This is a genomic window from uncultured Methanofollis sp. (assembly GCF_937919355.1).
Lineage (GTDB): Archaea > Halobacteriota > Methanomicrobia > Methanomicrobiales > Methanofollaceae > Methanofollis.
Window position 1 is genome coordinate 1 of the sequence record NZ_CALFSA010000077.1, and the last position, 17,209, is coordinate 17,209.

A 17,209-nucleotide genomic window follows, 5' to 3' on the forward strand; every position below is an offset into this window, starting at 1 on the left:
GATGGAGATCGGATCGATGGAGATCGGATCGATGGAGATCGGATCGATGGAGATCGGATCGATGGAGATCAGGATCGACTGCCGCGCTGATCCACGATCCGGGACCGGGATCACGATCGCGATCTCCCTGTTCTCCTTGATTCTCCCTTCTTTTGATCAGGGGATCTCATTTCATGATCAGAATGTGTGTCCTGAGATCAGAGATGATTTATAGTACAAGTCGCGAAGCTTACAACAAGCTGTTTTCACAAATATAAAAGAAAACAGATATCCTGTTTTCTTTCGTTTCCAGTCGAAACAAAGGGGTGGGGGATCAAATTTCTGATCTCAATGGATCAATCGTCGATCTTCCTGAACTGCATTTTTTTGTATATCGAGTCTCCAATGGAAACAAAGGGGTTATATCTCCACGCCTCCCATCATCTGATGTTTTCTCCAGTACCCGCGGCTGATAACATGTCTGAAAATGACCATCAATCCTTTGGACTCTTTCAAAAGTTCCTGAGTAATAATCGGATCTTCAAAAACCGGGAGGTCCTCCGCCACTCGTACCGCCCCCAGATCCTCCCCCACAGGCGTCCCCAGATCGATGCCGTTGCGTCCATTCTCGCCCCCGCCCTCAAAAATGAGACCCCCTCGAATATCCTCATCTACGGGAAGACCGGGACGGGGAAGACGGCATGTGTCAGGTACGTCGGTACCGAACTCGAGAAGGTCGCTGCCGGAGCCGGCACGAAGTGCCGGGTGGTCCACCTCAACTGCGAGGTGATCGACACCCAGTACCGTGTCCTCGCCCAGATCGCAAAGGGACTCGAGGACCTCGACGCCACGCCGAGCGACAAGTCCCGCGCCCACATACCGATGACAGGGTGGCCGACCGACCAGGTCTATGCAGAACTGAAAAACCAGCTTGAGACGACCGGCGGCGTGCTCGTCATCGTCCTTGACGAGATCGATAAACTGGTCAAGAAGAGCGGTGACGAGACCCTGTACAACCTGACCAGGATCAACTCTGACCTGCGGGGTGCGAAAGTCTCGATGATCGGGATCTCCAATGACCTGCGGTTCACCGACTTCCTCGACCCCCGCGTCCTCTCCTCCCTCTCCGAGGAGGAGATCGTCTTCCCGCCGTACAATGCCCCGCAACTCTGCGACATCCTCACCCAGCGCGCCCAGATGGCCTTCGTTGATGAAAGCCTCGAAGAGGGCGTCATCCCCCTCTGCGCCGCCTTCGCCGCGCAGGAACACGGCGACGCACGGCGGGCCCTCGACCTCCTCCGGGTCTCCGGAGAACTCGCGGACCGGGAGAACGCGGAGAATGTTGGAGAGAAGCACGTGCGGATGGCCCTTGAGAAGATCGAGACCGACTCCATGATCGAGTGCATCTCGACCCTCCCGACCCAGAGCAAGGTGGTCCTCTACTCGATGCTCCTCCTCGATCAGATGGACAAGAAGATCTTCACCTCCGGCGAGGTGACACGCGTCTACCGCGAGGTCTCGCGCACCGTCAACATCGACCCTCTCACCCACCGGCGGATCACCGACCTCATCTCTGAACTGAGCATGCTCGGCGTGATCAACAGCAGGGTTGTATCGAAAGGGCGGTATGGAAGGACAAAAGAGATGTGGTTTGACACCAACACAAAAAAGATACAGGAAGTGCTCGCAAAAGATCCCAGGCTCTCCGAGGAGCGGCTTGCGCAGGTCGACCTCAACCGCCTGAAGGCATCATTCCGGTGATTGGATATGGACGGAAAGGATTTACTCATCCTCCACCTCCTGGAGGAGAACAGCCGGATCCCGATCGAGGAACTGGCGACCATGGTTGAGCTCCCGGTAAAAGAGGCAGAACGCAGGATCAGGGCCCTGGAAGAGGCCCGGATCATCAGGAAATACGCCGCAGTCATTGACTGGGAGAAGGCCGGCAACGAAGAGGTCACCTCGATCATCGCCCTCAAAGTCTCACCTGAGCGCGACTTCGGCTATGACAGGATCGCGGAACGTATCGCCCGCTTCAGGGAGGTCAAGGCCGTCCGTCTCGTCTCCGGCCGTTATGACCTTATCCTCCTTGTCAGGGGACGGACGATGCAGGACGTCGCCCGTTTCGTCTCCGAGCACATCGCCACGATGGACCAGATCAGGGAGACAACGACACAGTTTGCGATGAAGACATACAAGGAGAACGGGATCCCGTACGACGAGCGCGAGGCCAGCGAGCGCCTGCCGTACTCCTTCTAGGTGACACCATGAGGGACTTTATATCTGAGAAAGCTCGCATCATCCCCCACTCGGGGATCAGGAAGTTCTTTGACCTCTGCATGGGCATGCAGGACGTCATCTCCCTGGGCGTCGGCGAACCCGACTTCTCGACGCCCTGGAACATCTGCGAGGCGAGCATCTACTCCATCGAGCAGGGCGTGACCTCATACACCTCGAACCGTGGCTACCCGCCCCTGCGCCAGGCCCTTGCCGCGGACCTCGCCCGGCGCTATAATGTCAGTTATTCCCCCGAGTCCGAGATCATCGTTACGACCGGCGTCTCCGAGGCCGCCGACATCGCGATCAGGGCGGTCGTCGACCCCGGCGACGAGGTGATCGTCCAGGACCCCGCCTATGTCAGTTATGCACCCTGCATCACCCTGACCGGCGGGAAACCGGTCCCCCTCCCCTGCCGTGAGAAAGACCACTTCAAGGTCACCCCCGACGCCCTTGAGGAACAGATCACGGGGAAGACGAAGGCCGTCCTCCTGAACTTCCCGAGCAACCCGACGGGCGGCGTCATGACACGGGACGACTACCGGGCGATCGCAGACATCCTGGTCGACCACGACCTCCTCCTCATCTCCGACGAGGTCTACTCCGAACTCACCTACGAGGGCACCCACTGTTCGCCGGCATCCCTCCCCGAACTCCGCGACCGGACGATCACCCTCAACGGCTTCTCGAAGGCCTATGCCATGACAGGGTGGCGGATCGGCTACCTCTGCGCACCTCCCGAGATCTCGGACGCCGCACTGAAGATCCACCAGTACGTGATGCTCTGCGCCCCGGTGATGGGCCAGATCGCCGCGTACGCCGCCTTGCGGCAGGGGGAGCAGGACAAGAACGAGATGGTCAGGGAGTACCGCCTCCGCAGGAACCTCTTTGTCGAAGGCCTCAACAGGATTGGCCTCCGCTGTCACATGCCGCAGGGCGCATTCTACGCCTTCCCCTCCGTCGAGGTCACCGGCCTCACCGACGAGGAGTTTGCCGAGCGCCTCCTGAAGGAGCAGAAAGTTGCGGTCGTACCCGGCAGCGCCTTCGGTGAGTCTGGCCGCGGGCACATCAGGTGTTCCTATGCAACAAGCCGCGAAAACCTCTCTACGGCTGTCGAAAGGATGGGCACCTTTGTCTCGGACCTGATCTGATTATATTATCCTATTTTTATCTCTCAAATTTTCGGAACTGCCCGGATCCCTTCGGCAGGGGGCATGACCTCTGTCTGACAATTGGCGAGTGCAGGACCCCTTTGTTTCCACTGGAGATCCCGTGATTTTTTAAATAATACAATCTGCCCGGATGACGCGAATCCCGGGCCTCTCGTGGCTTATTCACAGATCTTTATCTATTTCCAGAGGAACCCCGGATCAGGTCGTCGGAGAGTCCCTCGACCGAAGGATCAGGTTTATATAATGTTGCCTGCTTCTTTTTTTTCATGCGAAAACGGCAGATAAACGCAATCATTGACCTTGCATTGCTCGCATCTTTCTCTGTGATCGCGCTATCCTCGATTGTGCTCTTTTTCTTCCTCCCATCGGGTGGCGGCGGGTGGAGTTTCGTCCATGCGGGCACGGGAGCGACAAACCTCAGGGTATTTCTCGGGGTCACCCGCGGCCAGTGGGTGGACCTCCACAACATCACCGGTCTTCTTTTCATGGTGCTGATGGTCACCCATATCGCCCTGCACGTCCCGTATTACCGGAACATCAGGTCCTGCCTCTCTTCGACTGAAAAGGAGGCGTGCAACCGCGAGTGATGGAGCGGTCCGAACCGATGATATACTTTTATCATCATGTATCGCCCCAAATTACATGATATAGCAATGTCGTGTACGATAATTGTCGGCGGATTTTTCGGGGATGAAGGAAAGGGCAAGATCGTGGCGCATATTGCCCACCATGACCATCCCTCTATTATTTCCCGGGGCGGGGTCGGTCCCAATGCTGGTCACACCGTCACCATCGGGGATCAGAACTACGGCGTGCGGATGATCCCGTCAGGTTTCGTCTATCCGGATGCGAAACTCTGTATCGGGAGTGGTGTCCTTGTCGATCCTCGTGTCTTCCTCCGCGAGGTAGACCTCCTCAAGGTCGCTGACAGGACCTTTGTCGACGGCCGGTGCGGGATCATCGAGGAAGAACACATCAGCAGGGATAAGGGGAGCGCCCATCTCTCGAAGAAGATCGGTTCGACCGGCACAGGGTGCGGCCCGGCAAACTCAGACCGCGTCCTGCGGATCTCCCGGCAGGCCAAGGACGTCCCTGAACTCGCACCCTATATCGTCGATGTTGCCGAGGCGGTCAACGGCGCCATCGACGCTGGCGAGAACGTCCTCCTCGAAGGGACGCAGGGCTTTGGCATCTCCCTGTACTACGGCACCTATCCCTTTGTGACGAGCAAGGACACCTCCGCCTCCCAGATCGCCGCCGACAATGGTGTCGGCCCGACCAAGGTCGACGATGTCGTCGCCGTCTTCAAGGCCTACCCGACCCGCGTCGGCGAGGGGCCCTTCCAGACCGAGATGACCGCGGAGCAGTCGAGCACCCTCGGTTTCCAGGAGTTCGGCACCGTCACCCACCGTCTCCGCCGGATCGGCGGATGGGACGGGAAGATGGCCCGGTACTCCGCGATGATCAATGGCTGCACCATCGCCGCGATCACCGGCATCGACCATGTGGACCCTGCCTGTTTCGGCGCGACCTCGTACGACCAGCTCACCGAGAAGGCGGTCGCTTTCCTCGACCAGGCCGAGAAGGACATCGGCGCACCTATCGGGCTCATCTCGACCGGCCCTGAACTCTCCCAGATCATCGACGTGAGGGATGAACTGTGAAGCGGTCCCTCCTCCCGATCCTCTGCTGCCCTGTCTGCAAGGGCGACCTCGAACTCCGTGTGGTCGAGGAGAAGGACGACGACGTTATTGAGGGCTCCCTTGTCTGCGGGGCCTGCGGGGTGGAGTACCCCATCAGGGAGAGCATCCCCAACCTCCTCCCGAAGACTGATCAGGACTGAATATGGACGTTTCCTGTGAGATCTGGCTCAATAAACGCAGCATTAACTCGATAGACCTTCCCGAACGCATCGGTGCAGCGCCCGGAGACACAGTGCTTATCAGGCTCGTGAACGAGGGGTCCCCCCTCCACCTCACACTCTCCGCGCCCGATGCCGGGAGGTTCACCGATTTCTGCCACGAGAACCTCTTTGTCGATAAGACGGCAGAAGTGCCAGTCTATATCAGGAACGACGTCTTCCCCGGAAAATTCGATATCGAGGTGATCACCGGCTACGGCACGAACAGGCAGAAGTTTGGCGTAGTCGTCAAAGAACGGCCGAAACCGAAGGTCGAGGAGACCCCTCTCCCGCCCCCTCGGCCGGCAGAGACGCCCCTGCCGGTGATCCCCTTTGCGGTCGTCGCCGCGGCCGCACTCCTCTTCATCATCTACGCGGCCACGAAGATGGTTGCATTTGAGGCCGCCGCCTTTATCGTCCTCGTTGCCGGAGTGCTCGCCGCATGGTTCCTGCGGCGCTGACCCTCGTTGCGGCACTCGCCCTCGATCGGATCGTCGGCGACCCGCACACTCCCCTCCACCCGGTCGCCCTCTTCGGCAGGTTTGTTGGGTGGTGGGGTCGGCCGTCTCTCTATCCTGCCTCTCTCCAGCGGTTGGCCGGGGTTCTTCTCTGGGCTATTTCCGTCGTACTCTTTGCTCTCCCCTTCTGGCTCTGTGAGCGCTTCGCCCCGGCCCTTCTCCTCCTCGTCCTCTCGCCCTTCCTCCTCAAGGCGACCTTTGCCTGGCGTTCCCTGGAGGAGCACGCGGGGGCGGTGGAAGCCGCCCTGGCCTCGGGAAGTCTTGACGAGGGGCGCAGGGCCGCCGGGATGCTCGTCTCCCGCGACACCCGCGGCCTCTCGGCCGAGGAGATCAGGTCGGCGGCGTACGAGTCTGTGGCGGAGAACCTCTCCGACTCGGTCGTCGCCCCGCTCTTCTGGTTCGCCGTCTTCGCGCCCTTCGGCCTCGGCCTCGGCCTCACCGCGGCGGCAGCATACAGGGCTATCAACTGCATGGACGCGATGCTCGGCTATACCGACGGGCGGGCGCGTCTGGGGTGGTGCGCCGCACGGGCCGACGACCTCGCAAACCTCCTCCCCTCCCGGATCTCGGGGTGTGTCGGCCTGCTCTACTTCGGGCTGCTGGGGAGGTTCCTGCCGGCGTGGCACTGTCTCCTCTCCGACCGCCATAAGAGGCCGGGCTTCAACGGTGGGTGGCCGATGTCCGTCGTCGCCGGGGGAACGGGCGTGCGGTTCTCGAAGAGAGGGGTCTACCAGATCGGTCCGGGCGAGAGGAGCCTTGCAGAGGGCGGTGCCGATATCATCGCATCTGTCCGCGGAATAACCCTCATATTCTCGTTTTTCGCGATCATCGCACTATTTTTATGGGCATGACCATCCAATAGATAAGAATAATGAAACTTGAGGAACTGAGGTACGGCACCGAACTCCTGAAGCGGGGCTTTGCGTCCATGCAGAAGGGCGGGGTGATCATGGACGTGGTCAACGCCGAGCAGGCGCGGATCGCCGAAGAAGCGGGCGCCGTTGCGGTGATGGCCCTGGAACGTGTCCCTGCGGACATCAGGAAGGCCGGTGGGGTTGCGCGGATGGCCGACCCCGAGAAGGTCCTCGAGATCATCGATGCCGTCTCCATCCCGGTGATGGGCAAGGTGCGGATCGGGCACTTTGTCGAGGCACAGGTCCTTGAAGCGATCGGCGTCGACATGATCGACGAGAGCGAGGTCCTGACCCCGGCCGACGAGGAGTACCACATCGACAAGACGCAGTTCACCGTGCCGTTCGTCTGCGGCGCCCGGAACCTCGGTGAGGCGATGCGCCGGATCAACGAGGGTGCGGCGATGATCAGGACGAAGGGCGAGGCCGGGACCGGCAACGTCGTCGAGGCCGTCAGGCACATGCGTGCGATCCAGGGCGAGATCAGGCAGATTGTCGGCATGGACGAGCAGGAACTCCGCGCCCGCGCCCGTGCGATCGAGGCGCCGTACGAGATCCTTGCCGAGACCGCAAAGAGGGGCCGTCTCCCTGTCGTGAACTTCTCGGCCGGCGGGATCGCCACCCCCTCGGACGCCGCTCTCATGATGCAGATGGGTGCGGACGGCGTCTTCGTGGGTTCAGGGATTTTCAAGTCCTCGAACCCGGAGAAGATGGCGAAGGCGGTTGTCGAGGCCGTCCACCACTACACCGACGCAAAACTCATCGCCGAAGTGAGCCGCGGCATCGGCGACCCCATGAAGGGCCTTGATGTCCACGAACTGAAAGACGAAGAGAGGCTGCAGGAGCGTGGCTGGTAAGAAGGTCGGCGTCCTCGCCCTCCAGGGGGACGTCTCCGAGCATATCAGGGCCTTCGAGGAGGCCCTCGGCGGTGCGGGCGCTGTCGTCCCTGTCCGCTCGCCGGCAGACCTTGCGGGGTGCGACGCACTCGCCATCCCCGGCGGTGAGTCGACGACGATCTCCCGCCTGATCGACGAGAGCGGTCTCCGCGAGGCTATCCTCTCTTTCGAGGGCGGGATATTCGCGACCTGCGCCGGCATGGTGCTGGTGGCGACCGGGATCAGCGACACCCGTTTCGCCCCCCTCGGCCTTGTCGATATCGCGGTGGACAGGAACGCCTTCGGGCGGCAGCGCGACTCCTTCGAGGCCGACCTGCCGGTGAAGGGCCTCGAAGCCCCCTTCCATGCCGTCTTCATCAGGGCGCCCCTGGCTGTCCGTGCCGGTCAGGGTGTCGAGGTGCTCGCCACCGTGCCGCAGGGGATCGTCGCCGTGCGGCAGGGAAAACATATAGTCCTCTCCTTCCATCCTGAACTTGGCGGCGACCTCCGCCTCCACAGGATGTTTCTTGCCGGGCTGTGAGGATATCGGGGTGTGCGGACAAGGAAGCACGCCCCGGCTGTCCGCGTGAATGTGTGGCTCTGGGGTCGAAAACTTTTTGTCAATTTTTTCACGTAAGAAAATGTTCTATGGGCTCATTCGATCCCTTGCTGGTGCGTAATGTTTATTAATGGATTCAGGAGATAAATTTATGTTCTCTTATGTGTTCTATTCCCTGATCACTTCATGGACGCAAGGGCTGGGATAATACCGATAAATTTCATCAAAGACATCTTCAATACAGGGGATATGGCCTCTCTCCCCGTGATTGACATCATCGCCTTCGAAGGGTATGGTTCGCTGATCAACCTGGGGAGGGGTTATCCCGGCGGGAGATACTCGACTGAAAAGGTCTGCATAAGATCAGAATACCGGGGGAAAGTCTCGTACTTCCGCCTTGACTGGATATGGGCCGGAGGTCTTTATGGGTCGAGGTTCATCGGACCTACCGGGACATGGGAGGGGGGCGACTTCATCATAGAGGACGCTGATGTCAGTCGCTCTCCCTCCCGCGGAGCATCTGGAGATGTGGAGGTCAGAGACCTCTTCGACGCCGCCCGGTCCCGGCGGCACTGCTGTGCCCTGAAGGCGGTGCCGAGAGGTGACGACCTGGTCCTCAGGTTTACCTATGCAGAACAGCAGGACCCTGTTCAGGGCCCGACATTACAGACGACGATATGCTGCCGGAGAGATGACCCGGTGATGATCAAGGTGAATGACGCCCGCCAGAGCCTGGTTCCCTCCCTCACTTCGCCGTGAGGGATGTGCGGTCCTCGCTCCCCTCGTTTACGGTGTCCGGCGGTGCGTACGGGAAGGTGACGGAAAAAAGCGTCCCTCTCCCTGATGTGAAACTGAGAGTCCCCCCGATCTGATCGGAGAGCGCCGACACCAGGCGCAACCCGAGTGTCCCCTCGCTGTCGGGAGAGAACACGTCGGGCAGTCCGGCCCCGTCGTCCTCCACACGGAGGCAGAGTCTCCCTCCGGTCTCCCGCCGCAGACCGACCCGCACCCTGCCCCGGTCGCGCCCGGCAAAGGCGTGTTTGAAGGCGTTCGTGACGAGTTCATTGACAATCAGGCCGCAGGGGATGGCCGTGTCCATGTCGAGGACAACATCGTCGATTGCGGTCTCAACCCCGATCCCCGGTCCCGGGGAGAACGATCTCCTGATCTCGGAGCAGAGGGTTGTGATGTAGGGCCCGGCGCGGATGGAGGCGAGGCTCTCTGACTGGTAGAGGTTCTCGTGGACGAGGGCCATGGCGGTGATCCTGCTCTCGCTTGCCTGCAGGCACCCGGCAAACTCACTGTCCGGGACAGTCGCGGCCTGGAGGGAGAGGAGGCTTGCGACCTGCTGCATGTTGTTCTTGACCCGGTGGTGGATCTCCTTGAGGAGCGCCTCCTTTTCCCGGAGAGATCCTTTCAGTTCCTTCTCGTACTCTTTCTGGACCGTGACGTCGACGAAGGATATGATACTCCTCTCCGTGCCGGGTATGACCGAGGCGGTGACGATGATGTCGCGGCATTTCCCGTGTGCGTCGGTAAATGTGGAGATATAGGACTGCGGTGCATTCCCGTCTCCTGTATACCTCTTCCTGTGGTAGTCGAGCATCTTCTGGCGCTCCCTCGCGGGGATGAAATGCTCCCACGGGACCTTTCCCTCGATCTCGTCCCTGGAGATCCCTGAGAGGGCGACGAACCCCGAGTTTGCAAGGGAGATGGTCAGGTCCTTCTCGACGATCGCCATCGGGGCCGCCGACGCCTCGAAGATCGTCCGGTACAGTACCTCTGACCGCCTGAGTTCCTCCTCCATCCTTCTCTTTTCAGTGATGTCCCTGAGGACGAACTGGGTGGCGGGACGCCCCTCGTGGGTGACCGGGACCATCGTCGCCTCCGCGTAGACGGTTCCGCCGTCGGCCCTGCAGAGCCTGATCTCCTGGAAGTACGAGGACCAGACGCCCGTCTGGGTCTTGGTGAGTTCCTCGCGCACAGTTGCCCGTGAGTCCGGGTGGATAAAGGGCCAGAAGGGCATCTGTCCGCTCCCGGTCCGGTCACCGATCCCGAGGACGCGGAGGGCGGCGGCATTCAGGTAAACGATCTGCCCGTTGCAGTAGATCCCGATCGATTCGGGTGCGATGGCGACGAGACTTTCGTAGCGCCCTTCGCTCTCTTCAAGTGCCCTGGCGGTCTGCCTCTGGCGGGTGACATCCTCCCCTGAAGCAAGGACGGAGAATATCGCCCCTTTATCGTCCCTGATAGGCTGGATCGTCCATGCGATCTGCCTCTCCTCTCCCGTCCTCGTCAGCACCGGGTTCTCAAAAGGAAAGGCCGTGTCCCTCTCGCCGCGCAGGACGGCGGTGCATACCGCGACCACGCGCGTCTTCACCCGTGTGGGGAGGTAGGTCCCGGTCCAGTCCTGCCCGACGATCTCGTCTTCCGGGTACCCGAGGATAGTGCATCCCTTGCGGTTGATCGCCCTGACACGCATTTCATTGTCGAGGACGAGGAGGATCACACCCGCGACGTCCAGGTACTCCCGTGTCCGCGCCCTCTCCTCCTCCCTCTCCCTTTCTGCCTGTATCCTCTGGCTGATGTCGACGACCGTACAGACTGCCCGGTCCTCTGGTCCGGGCGCTGCCGAGAGGAAGACCGGGATATGCCGACCGTCCCGCGCGATGAGTTCGGTCTCGATGCCGTTTTTCGTCTCGCCGGAAAAACGGGCGGCCCCTCCTCCCGGCCAGATATTGCTCAGACTCTCCGGCCTCTCCCCCTCTCCGTAGCCGAGCAGGGAGAGAAAGCGATCATTCTCCCCGGAGATCTTTCCGTCCTTCGAGAGGAGGAAGATCCCGGCGGAGGAGGCGTCGTAGATGCCGCGGAGGTTGGTCTCCTTCTCGTTCACCTGCCACGCGAGGATCGCGGTGAGTGTCCCGATCCCGACGAGGAGGACGGTGTTGACAAGTACTTCGGCGAAGTCGGTCCTGTCCGGTATGATGAGTGCATACAGGCCGAGATAGGCGAAACCGGTGGCGAGGGCCGAGAGGATGCCACAGCGCGGGTAACGGTAGGCGATGAGGATGACCGGGACGTAGAGGACTGCCGACATGACCCTGGTGACGCCGATGGAGAATGCATACGCAACGATGCAAAAACAGACGAGAGTAAAAAAAGCGAGTAATAAGGTACAGACGTGGAGGCCTGGCCTGCAGTATTCTGAACCTTTCCACTCTGTTCTCTGCATTCCCCCGTATTGTACGGGTGGGTAGGGGTAATACGTTTCTATTCCCGCTTTCCGGCTTTCAGCCGGTCAGGTTGGAGAGGATCTTCTGGAGGTCGATCCAGATGATCAGGTCCTGGTTCTGGGTCTTCCCCCCTTTCTCGTCCGCTTTCATCCTGATGATCCCCTTGACATATGCTTCCTTCGCGAGGGTGTCGTCCATCTGGACGATGTCGTCTTTCCCGACCCGGAGCACCGAGTGGACATCGTCGACGATGATCCCGGTGTTCGAGCCGTTTGCCGCTTCGGGGACGAGGACGATGATCTTCCGTGTGGCGTTCTCGTCTCTCTCCGCAAGGCCGAGGAGCCTGTTGAGGTTGAGGATGGTGGTGATCTCGCCCCTCAGGTTGATGATCCCGGCGATGTGGGCCGCCGCACGCGGCACCGGCGTGATCGGGATCATCTCGACGATCTCCCGTGCGAGGCTGATATCGAGGGCATAATGGGTGCCCCCGATCTCAAACTCGACGACGTCTATGACCTCCATGTGCTTACACCTTGAACTGGTTCATCGTGTCCTTCAGCTCCCCTGCCATGGAGTTGAGCTGGTGGGTGACGCTCCCTATCTCCTCTGTCGAGGCGCTTGCCTCCTCGGCGAGGGCCGCAAGGTCGCTCACCTGCTTCATCGTCTCCTGGGTCAGCCTGGTGCCGTTGTCGACGGTCTGGACAATGGCGTTGCTCGTGTTCGCCTGGTCGCCGATGGCCTTTGCGATCTCGCTCATGTCGTGGGTGACCTCGCTTGCGCCGTCGACGATCTTGTTGAGGGCGAGGATGGCGTTGTTGACGCTCTCGACGCTGGATGCGATCTCGGTGTTGGCCGAGGTGATCGCGGTTGCGGTCTTCTCGCTCTTTGCCTGGATGGCGGTGATGAGGTTCTCGATGTCGTTCGTCGCCTTCTTCGACTCGCCTGCGAGGTTCCGCACCTCGCCCGCGACGACGGCGAAGCCGCGGCCGTGTTCCCCTGCCCGTGCCGCCTCGATCGCGGCGTTGAGGGCCAGGAGGTTTGTCTGGTTCGAGATGTCTGTGATGAGTTTGACGATCTTGTTGATCTCCCGCATCTCCTGGGTCAGTTCGGTGATGTCCTTCACGCTCTCCCGTGCGATCTTCTCGACGGAGGTGATCTTCGTGTTGGCGTCTTTGCCGAGGTTCTCAGCGTCTTTGCCCATATTTGCGACGTTTTCGGCCCTCTCCAGGACTTCCTGCGAGGTGCTCGCCATCTCCTCGTTCGAGGCCGAGAGGTCGCTGATGCGGTGGCTGATCTCTTCCATCTGGGAGAGGAGGTCACGGTTGAGGTCGGCGCACTTCTGGCTCGTGATCGCAACCTGTTCGGCGGCCTTTGCGATCTCGTCCGCACCCTTGCTGGCGTCGGAGACACCCGACTCCACCTGCTCGGTCGCCTTCTTGATCTGCGTGACGACGGCGGAGGTCTTGTTGGCCATGTTGTTCAGGGAGTCCTTGAACTTCTGGAAGTCGCCGGCGACGGCGATCTCGTCGGAGAACCGGACGGTGTAGTCGCCCACGGCGAACTGGCCTGAGACACGCATCGCCTCGTTGACCGGTTCGACGACGGCGTCCATCAACTGGTTGACCCCGTCGATGACTTTTGCGAAATCCCCTGCGTGCTTCGAGGCGTCGGCACGGGTGGACAACTTCCCATCCCTGCCGGCCTTTGCAAGTTTGTTCGCATCGTTCACGAGTTTCTGGATCGCTTCCATCATGGCGATGAAGGCCGGGATCACCTGGTCGTTCTCAGAACGCCGTCCGACACGCTTGAAGTCTTCCAGGTTTTTCAGGTCGCCCCGGCTGATATTGCTCGCGGTCTCCTGCAGGTGGAGGAAGCGGTCCAGGACGGTGTTGATTGCCGTGGCCATCTCGGCGTAGATGCCCTCGTAGTGCCCTTCGACTTTCCGGGTGTAGTCGTTCTGTGCAGCCCTCTGGAGGACGGCATTACCTTCTTTCAGGGCGTTGAGTTCGTCGACGCACTCATTGACGCTGTCGATGAGGTCTTTCAACTCTCCTCTGTAGTCGCCCGTGACCTTCTGCGGGATCTTGCCCTTCCCGATCTGCTGGACGGCGTTCATGGTCTGTTCCAGGGGTACAACGATCGCGTCGAGGAGGGCGTTGACGCTCTTTGCGATCTCCAGGAAGTCGCCGTCGGCGTCGAGGCTGGCGCGGGCGGAGAGTTTTCCGTTCCGCGCTTCCTCGCCGACATGGAGGAGGTCCTGCACGGTCCGCTTCTGGGCGGTGATGTCGGGGAAGTACTCGACCGCGCCGATTATCTGACCGTTTTCGTCACGGGAGGCCGCGCCGGTGCAGTCGATCCACCGGCCGTCGCGGAGACGGATCTCGGCATTGCTTGCCTTGCCCGTTTCCATCGCCACACGGCAGGGGCAGTCTTTTGATTTACAGATGTCGGCCTTGTAGAGGTCGTAGCAGTGCTTCCCGAGGCACTCGTCCACCTTCATCCCGATCGTGGCTGCTGCGGCCTCATTAATGAAGAGGACCCTGTAGTCCCTGTCGATGATATGGAGGGGGGTGGGAATGAGGTCTATCCCCCGGAGGACTACCTCTGCCTGCTGTTCCTCCGCGTTGTCTATCCCCTGCTCTGCGTCCTGTGCCTGTGCCTTATCCTGTGATTTCATGGTCTCTCTTCTCCCTGGTGTTCTGCGGCATCTGCGGCAGGGGATTGGTCTTCCGGAAGGCAGTTGGTCTGTGCCTGCCGCCGGCGTCCGGGCCCCTGACGCACCTGACGTTCCCATCTGCCTGTCAGTATTGATAGGCAGTTCTGACAACAGATCATCGCAGTCGTACTATATCCTTTTTTTGATTTTGATAGGCAGTATTGATAGGCAGTTTTCGTAATAACTATAAATCTGGAAGGCCGATGAATGAAAATCAGGAAGGATTAACCCGTGTCACGTACTCCAGAAGTTCCGGCCGGAGAATGCCTGCGGATCATCGATCTCCTCCGAGACGAGCCGCGGGGCCTCTCCACCTCCGAGATCTCGCGGCGACTCGGCATGAACCGGAACTCGGTGGCGAAGTACCTGAATATGCTCGTCGTCTCCGGTCGCCTCGAGATGCAGGAGGTCGCCGTCGCGAAGGTCTACTACCTCTCCCACCGCGTGCCCATCTCCGCCATGCTCGACTTCTCCTCCGACATCATCCTCGTCCTGGACAGTGCCGGGCGGGTGGTGCAGGCCAACGACAACCTCCTCTCCTTCACGGGCCTCGGGCGCGACGAGGTCGCGGGCAGGGATATCGGTTCCCTTGACATACCTCTTCTCGCCCCCCTCCTTGAAAGCGGGCTGGTGCGGGAGGCTCTTGGCGGGAAGGAGGGGACCGATGAGATCACCTTTGAGAAGGACGGAAAAAATCTCTATTTCACCGTGAAATCGGTTCCGACCGTCTTTGATGACGGGGAGGCCGGCGTGACCGTCATCATGGAGGACGTCACCGCGGCCCGGCGGGTGCTGCAGGAGAAGGAGCGCCTGCTCGCGGAGATCCACCAGAGGGTCAGGAACAACCTCCAGCTCATCTCAAGTCTTCTCTCCCTGCAGGCGGCGAGCATGGGGAAGGGTGCCGGGCGCGAGATCATCAGGAAGACCGAAGGACGTCTCGGCGTGCTGGCGCGGGCCCATGACCATCTCGACCGCTCGCCCGACCATGCCCGCGTCGGCCTCGGGGCGTACCTCGCCGAACTCATCGCCGATAGTGCGGACGCCGCTGAATATCCGGCGGGTCTGGTCACGGCCGATGTCGTGCCGCCCGACCTCTCTCTCAGGCTCAATGCGGCGATCCCGGTCGGGCTGATCGTGAACGAACTCGTCCTGAACGCATGCACCCATGCCTGCCCGGGGGGTGCGCCCGGTCCTGTCCGGGTCTCTGCCCGGGACGACGGCGGCGTCCTCACTCTTGCTGTCGAAGATGCCGGAGTCGGGTTCCCCCCTGGCTTTGACCTGGTGGCAGACGGTTCCCTGGGCCTCACGCTGGTCAGGGCCCTGGTGACGGAGCAACTCGGGGGCAGGATGGAGGTCGAAGTCAGGGACGACGGACCCGGGGCGCGTGTACTCGTCACGGTCCCGGTGAGGGAGGAGACGCCGTGAAGGTGCTGGTCGTGGAGGACGCCGCGATCATCGCGCTCGATATCGCGAACCGGGTGAGAAGACTGGGGCATATGGTGACCGGGACAGCGGCGACGGCCGACATCGCGCTGGAAAAGGCCCGTGAGACGTCTCCCGACGTCGCCCTGATGGACATCAACCTGAAGGGCGGCAGGGACGGGGTCGATGCCGCCTCTCTCCTTGCCGAAGAACTCGGGATCAGGTGCATCTTCGTCACCGCCTACTCTGACAGGGACATGCGAGAACGCGCCCTGGCCACCCGGCCCCTCGGCTATATCGTCAAGCCGATCAGGGATGCAGAACTGAAGGAAGCACTTGCGGCCGCCGCCACCGCACTCGGTCTGGACGATTAAAAAAAGGTGCCGCGCTCAGGCGCGGCTCACCCGCTCCCTGATCACTTTCTGGAGGTCGATCCAGATGATCAGGTCGCTCTGCTTTTTTGTGTCGTTTTCTTCATTTTTGACCCGTATGATCCCCCTGACATACGCCTCCCTCGCCATCGCCTCGTCCATCGGGGCGATGTCACCTTCGCCGACCTGCCGCACCGCGTGGACGTCGTCGACGATGATCCCGGTGTTCGATCCGCTTGCCGCCTCGGGGACGAGGACGATGATCTTCTTCGTCTCGCGCCGCCCCTCTTCCGGGAGGCCGAGGAGAGTGTTGAGGTTGAGGATGGTTGTGATCTCGCCCCTGAGGTTGATGATCCCGGTGATGTAGGGGGGTGCCCGCGGCACCGGCGTGATCGGCACCATCTCGACGATCTCGCGTGCCAGCAGGATATCGAGGGCGTATCTTGTGCCCCCGATCACGAATTCGACGACATCTACAGTCTCTGTCACAGTCCCGCCCCCTTCAGATCCTGAACTTCTTCACCGAGGTCTTCAGGTCAGCGGCCATGCTGGCGAGTTCGTGCACGGCGTTGTCGATCTCCTCTGTCGAGGCGCTTGACTCCTCCGCAAGGGCGGCCAGGGCCTCCACCTCGGACATGTTCTGTTTGGTGAGTCCTGTCCCTTCCTCGACGATTGTGACGACGGCGTTGCTCGTGTTCGCCTGGTCCTCGATGGCCTTCGCCATCTCGCCCATGTCCCTGGTCACCTCGCTTGCGCCGTCGACGATCTTGTTGAGGGCGAGGATGGCGTTGTTGACGCTCTCGACGCTGGATGCGATCTCGGTGTTGGCCGAGGTGATCGCGGTTGCGGTCTTCTCGCTCTTTGCCTGGATGGCGGTGATGAGGTTCTCGATGTCGTTCGTCGCCTTCTTCGACTCGCCTGCGAGGTTCCGCACCTCGCCCGCGACGACGGCGAAGCCGCGGCCGTGTTCCCCTGCCCGTGCCGCCTCGATCGCGGCGTTGAGGGCCAGGAGGTTTGTCTGGTTCGAGATGTCTGTGATGAGTTTGACGATCTTGTTGATCTCACGCATCTCCTCGGTCAGTTCGGTGATGTCCTTCACGCTCTCCCGTGCGATCTTCTCGACAACGGCGATCTTCGTGTTGGCGTCCTTGCCGAGTTTTTCCGCGTCCATTCCCATCTTTGCGACATTCTGGGCCCTCTCCAGGACGTCCTGCGAGGTGTTGGCCATCTCCTCGTTCGAGGTGGAAAGGTCCGCGACGCGCCTGCCGACATCCTC

18 protein-coding genes are annotated in these 17,209 nt (G+C 60.8%); 13 read left to right on the top strand and 5 right to left on the bottom strand.

From position 1 onward, the window contains the following. Positions 1-456: 456 nt before the first annotated feature. From Q0520_RS03510 to Q0520_RS03560, 11 genes are all read left to right on the top strand, one after another. The gene (locus tag Q0520_RS03510; protein ID WP_298666664.1) at positions 457-1,740 is read left to right on the top strand and encodes an ORC1-type DNA replication protein; all 1,284 of its coding nucleotides are present in this window, start codon (positions 457-459) and stop codon (positions 1,738-1,740) included. Between the two features lie 6 nt (positions 1,741-1,746). Continuing rightward, positions 1,747-2,238, top strand: a complete 492-nt coding sequence (locus Q0520_RS03515) for an Lrp/AsnC family transcriptional regulator (protein ID WP_298666667.1) — start codon at positions 1,747-1,749, stop codon at positions 2,236-2,238. 8 nt (positions 2,239-2,246) lie between these two features. Then, a complete protein-coding gene (locus Q0520_RS03520) occupies positions 2,247-3,407 on the top strand; it encodes an aminotransferase class I/II-fold pyridoxal phosphate-dependent enzyme (protein WP_298666670.1) in 1,161 nt (386 codons plus the stop codon). A 287-nt stretch (positions 3,408-3,694) separates the two neighbouring features. After that, entirely contained in the window at positions 3,695-4,015 is a 321-nt protein-coding gene (locus tag Q0520_RS03525) for a DUF4405 domain-containing protein (protein WP_298666673.1), read from the top strand. Between the two features lie 66 nt (positions 4,016-4,081). Further along, on the top strand, positions 4,082-5,092 hold the full coding sequence (locus Q0520_RS03530; RefSeq protein ID WP_298666676.1) for an adenylosuccinate synthetase: 1,011 nt from the start codon (positions 4,082-4,084) through the stop codon (positions 5,090-5,092). Further along, positions 5,089-5,271 carry a methytransferase partner Trm112 gene (locus Q0520_RS03535; protein ID WP_298666679.1) on the top strand — a complete coding sequence of 61 codons (183 nt, stop codon included), beginning with the start codon at positions 5,089-5,091 and terminating at the stop codon, positions 5,269-5,271. Before Q0520_RS03530 ends, Q0520_RS03535 begins: the two co-directional genes overlap by 4 nt. A 2-nt stretch (positions 5,272-5,273) precedes the next feature. Then, positions 5,274-5,789, top strand: a complete 516-nt coding sequence (locus Q0520_RS03540) for a hypothetical protein (protein ID WP_298666682.1) — start codon at positions 5,274-5,276, stop codon at positions 5,787-5,789. Beyond that, positions 5,771-6,697, top strand: a complete 927-nt coding sequence (cbiB, locus tag Q0520_RS03545; protein ID WP_298666684.1) for an adenosylcobinamide-phosphate synthase CbiB — start codon at positions 5,771-5,773, stop codon at positions 6,695-6,697. The genes Q0520_RS03540 and cbiB overlap by 19 nt, the downstream gene beginning before the upstream one ends. 20 nt (positions 6,698-6,717) lie before the next feature. Beyond that, positions 6,718-7,614, top strand: a complete 897-nt coding sequence (pdxS, locus tag Q0520_RS03550; RefSeq protein WP_298666687.1) for a pyridoxal 5'-phosphate synthase lyase subunit PdxS — start codon at positions 6,718-6,720, stop codon at positions 7,612-7,614. Further along, a complete protein-coding gene (gene pdxT / locus Q0520_RS03555) occupies positions 7,604-8,173 on the top strand; it encodes a pyridoxal 5'-phosphate synthase glutaminase subunit PdxT (RefSeq protein ID WP_298666689.1) in 570 nt (189 codons plus the stop codon). The genes pdxS and pdxT overlap by 11 nt, the downstream gene beginning before the upstream one ends. Before the next feature lie 204 nt (positions 8,174-8,377). Then, entirely contained in the window at positions 8,378-8,950 is a 573-nt protein-coding gene (locus Q0520_RS03560) for a hypothetical protein (protein WP_298666691.1), read from the top strand. On the opposite strand, the gene Q0520_RS03565 is transcribed toward Q0520_RS03560, so the two are convergent. From Q0520_RS03565 to Q0520_RS03575, 3 genes are all read right to left on the bottom strand, one after another. Then, on the bottom strand, positions 8,937-11,288 hold the full coding sequence (locus tag Q0520_RS03565) for a PAS domain S-box protein (protein ID WP_298666694.1): 2,352 nt from the start codon (positions 11,286-11,288) through the stop codon (positions 8,937-8,939). The two genes, Q0520_RS03560 and Q0520_RS03565, sit on opposite strands and share 14 nt — an antisense overlap. Positions 11,289-11,481: 193 nt before the next feature. After that, a complete protein-coding gene (locus Q0520_RS03570; protein WP_298666697.1) occupies positions 11,482-11,946 on the bottom strand; it encodes a chemotaxis protein CheW in 465 nt (154 codons plus the stop codon). Positions 11,947-11,950: 4 nt separating this feature from the next. Then, complete coding sequence (locus Q0520_RS03575; protein WP_298666700.1) at positions 11,951-14,101, bottom strand: methyl-accepting chemotaxis protein; 2,151 nt, start codon at positions 14,099-14,101, stop codon at positions 11,951-11,953. A gap of 270 nt (positions 14,102-14,371) precedes the next feature. Between Q0520_RS03575 and Q0520_RS03580 the strand changes: the two genes are divergently transcribed. Together Q0520_RS03580 and Q0520_RS03585 are read left to right on the top strand one after the other, a co-directional pair. Continuing rightward, the gene (locus Q0520_RS03580; RefSeq protein ID WP_298666702.1) at positions 14,372-15,565 is read left to right on the top strand and encodes a sensor histidine kinase; all 1,194 of its coding nucleotides are present in this window, start codon (positions 14,372-14,374) and stop codon (positions 15,563-15,565) included. Then, the gene (locus tag Q0520_RS03585; RefSeq protein ID WP_298666704.1) at positions 15,562-15,936 is read left to right on the top strand and encodes a response regulator; all 375 of its coding nucleotides are present in this window, start codon (positions 15,562-15,564) and stop codon (positions 15,934-15,936) included. The genes Q0520_RS03580 and Q0520_RS03585 overlap by 4 nt, the downstream gene beginning before the upstream one ends. A 15-nt stretch (positions 15,937-15,951) precedes the next feature. On the opposite strand, the gene Q0520_RS03590 is transcribed toward Q0520_RS03585, so the two are convergent. Both Q0520_RS03590 and Q0520_RS03595 read right to left on the bottom strand, forming a co-directional pair. Beyond that, entirely contained in the window at positions 15,952-16,422 is a 471-nt protein-coding gene (locus Q0520_RS03590) for a chemotaxis protein CheW (RefSeq protein ID WP_298666706.1), read from the bottom strand. A gap of 13 nt (positions 16,423-16,435) precedes the next feature. Beyond that, positions 16,436-17,209, bottom strand: a 774-nt coding sequence (locus Q0520_RS03595) for a methyl-accepting chemotaxis protein (RefSeq protein WP_298666709.1), incomplete at its 5' end; no start/stop codon positions are given.

Excerpts from the sequence above, each read along its gene's own strand:
- Q0520_RS03560 (WP_298666691.1), top strand. The coding sequence starts at position 8,378 with ATGGACGCAAGGGCTGGGATAATACCGATAAATTTCATCAAAGACATC.
- Q0520_RS03515 (WP_298666667.1), top strand. The coding sequence starts at position 1,747 with ATGGACGGAAAGGATTTACTCATCCTCCACCTCCTGGAGGAGAACAGC.
- Q0520_RS03510 (WP_298666664.1), top strand. The coding sequence starts at position 457 with ATGTCTGAAAATGACCATCAATCCTTTGGACTCTTTCAAAAGTTCCTG.
- Q0520_RS03525 (WP_298666673.1), top strand. The coding sequence starts at position 3,695 with ATGCGAAAACGGCAGATAAACGCAATCATTGACCTTGCATTGCTCGCA.
- Q0520_RS03575 (WP_298666700.1), bottom strand. The coding sequence starts at position 14,101 with ATGAAATCACAGGATAAGGCACAGGCACAGGACGCAGAGCAGGGGATA.
- cbiB (WP_298666684.1), top strand. The coding sequence starts at position 5,771 with ATGGTTCCTGCGGCGCTGACCCTCGTTGCGGCACTCGCCCTCGATCGG.
- Q0520_RS03530 (WP_298666676.1), top strand. The coding sequence starts at position 4,082 with ATGTCGTGTACGATAATTGTCGGCGGATTTTTCGGGGATGAAGGAAAG.
- pdxS (WP_298666687.1), top strand. The coding sequence starts at position 6,718 with ATGAAACTTGAGGAACTGAGGTACGGCACCGAACTCCTGAAGCGGGGC.
- Q0520_RS03520 (WP_298666670.1), top strand. The coding sequence starts at position 2,247 with ATGAGGGACTTTATATCTGAGAAAGCTCGCATCATCCCCCACTCGGGG.
- Q0520_RS03570 (WP_298666697.1), bottom strand. The coding sequence starts at position 11,946 with ATGGAGGTCATAGACGTCGTCGAGTTTGAGATCGGGGGCACCCATTAT.
- Q0520_RS03565 (WP_298666694.1), bottom strand. The coding sequence starts at position 11,288 with ATGTCGGCAGTCCTCTACGTCCCGGTCATCCTCATCGCCTACCGTTAC.
- Q0520_RS03540 (WP_298666682.1), top strand. The coding sequence starts at position 5,274 with ATGGACGTTTCCTGTGAGATCTGGCTCAATAAACGCAGCATTAACTCG.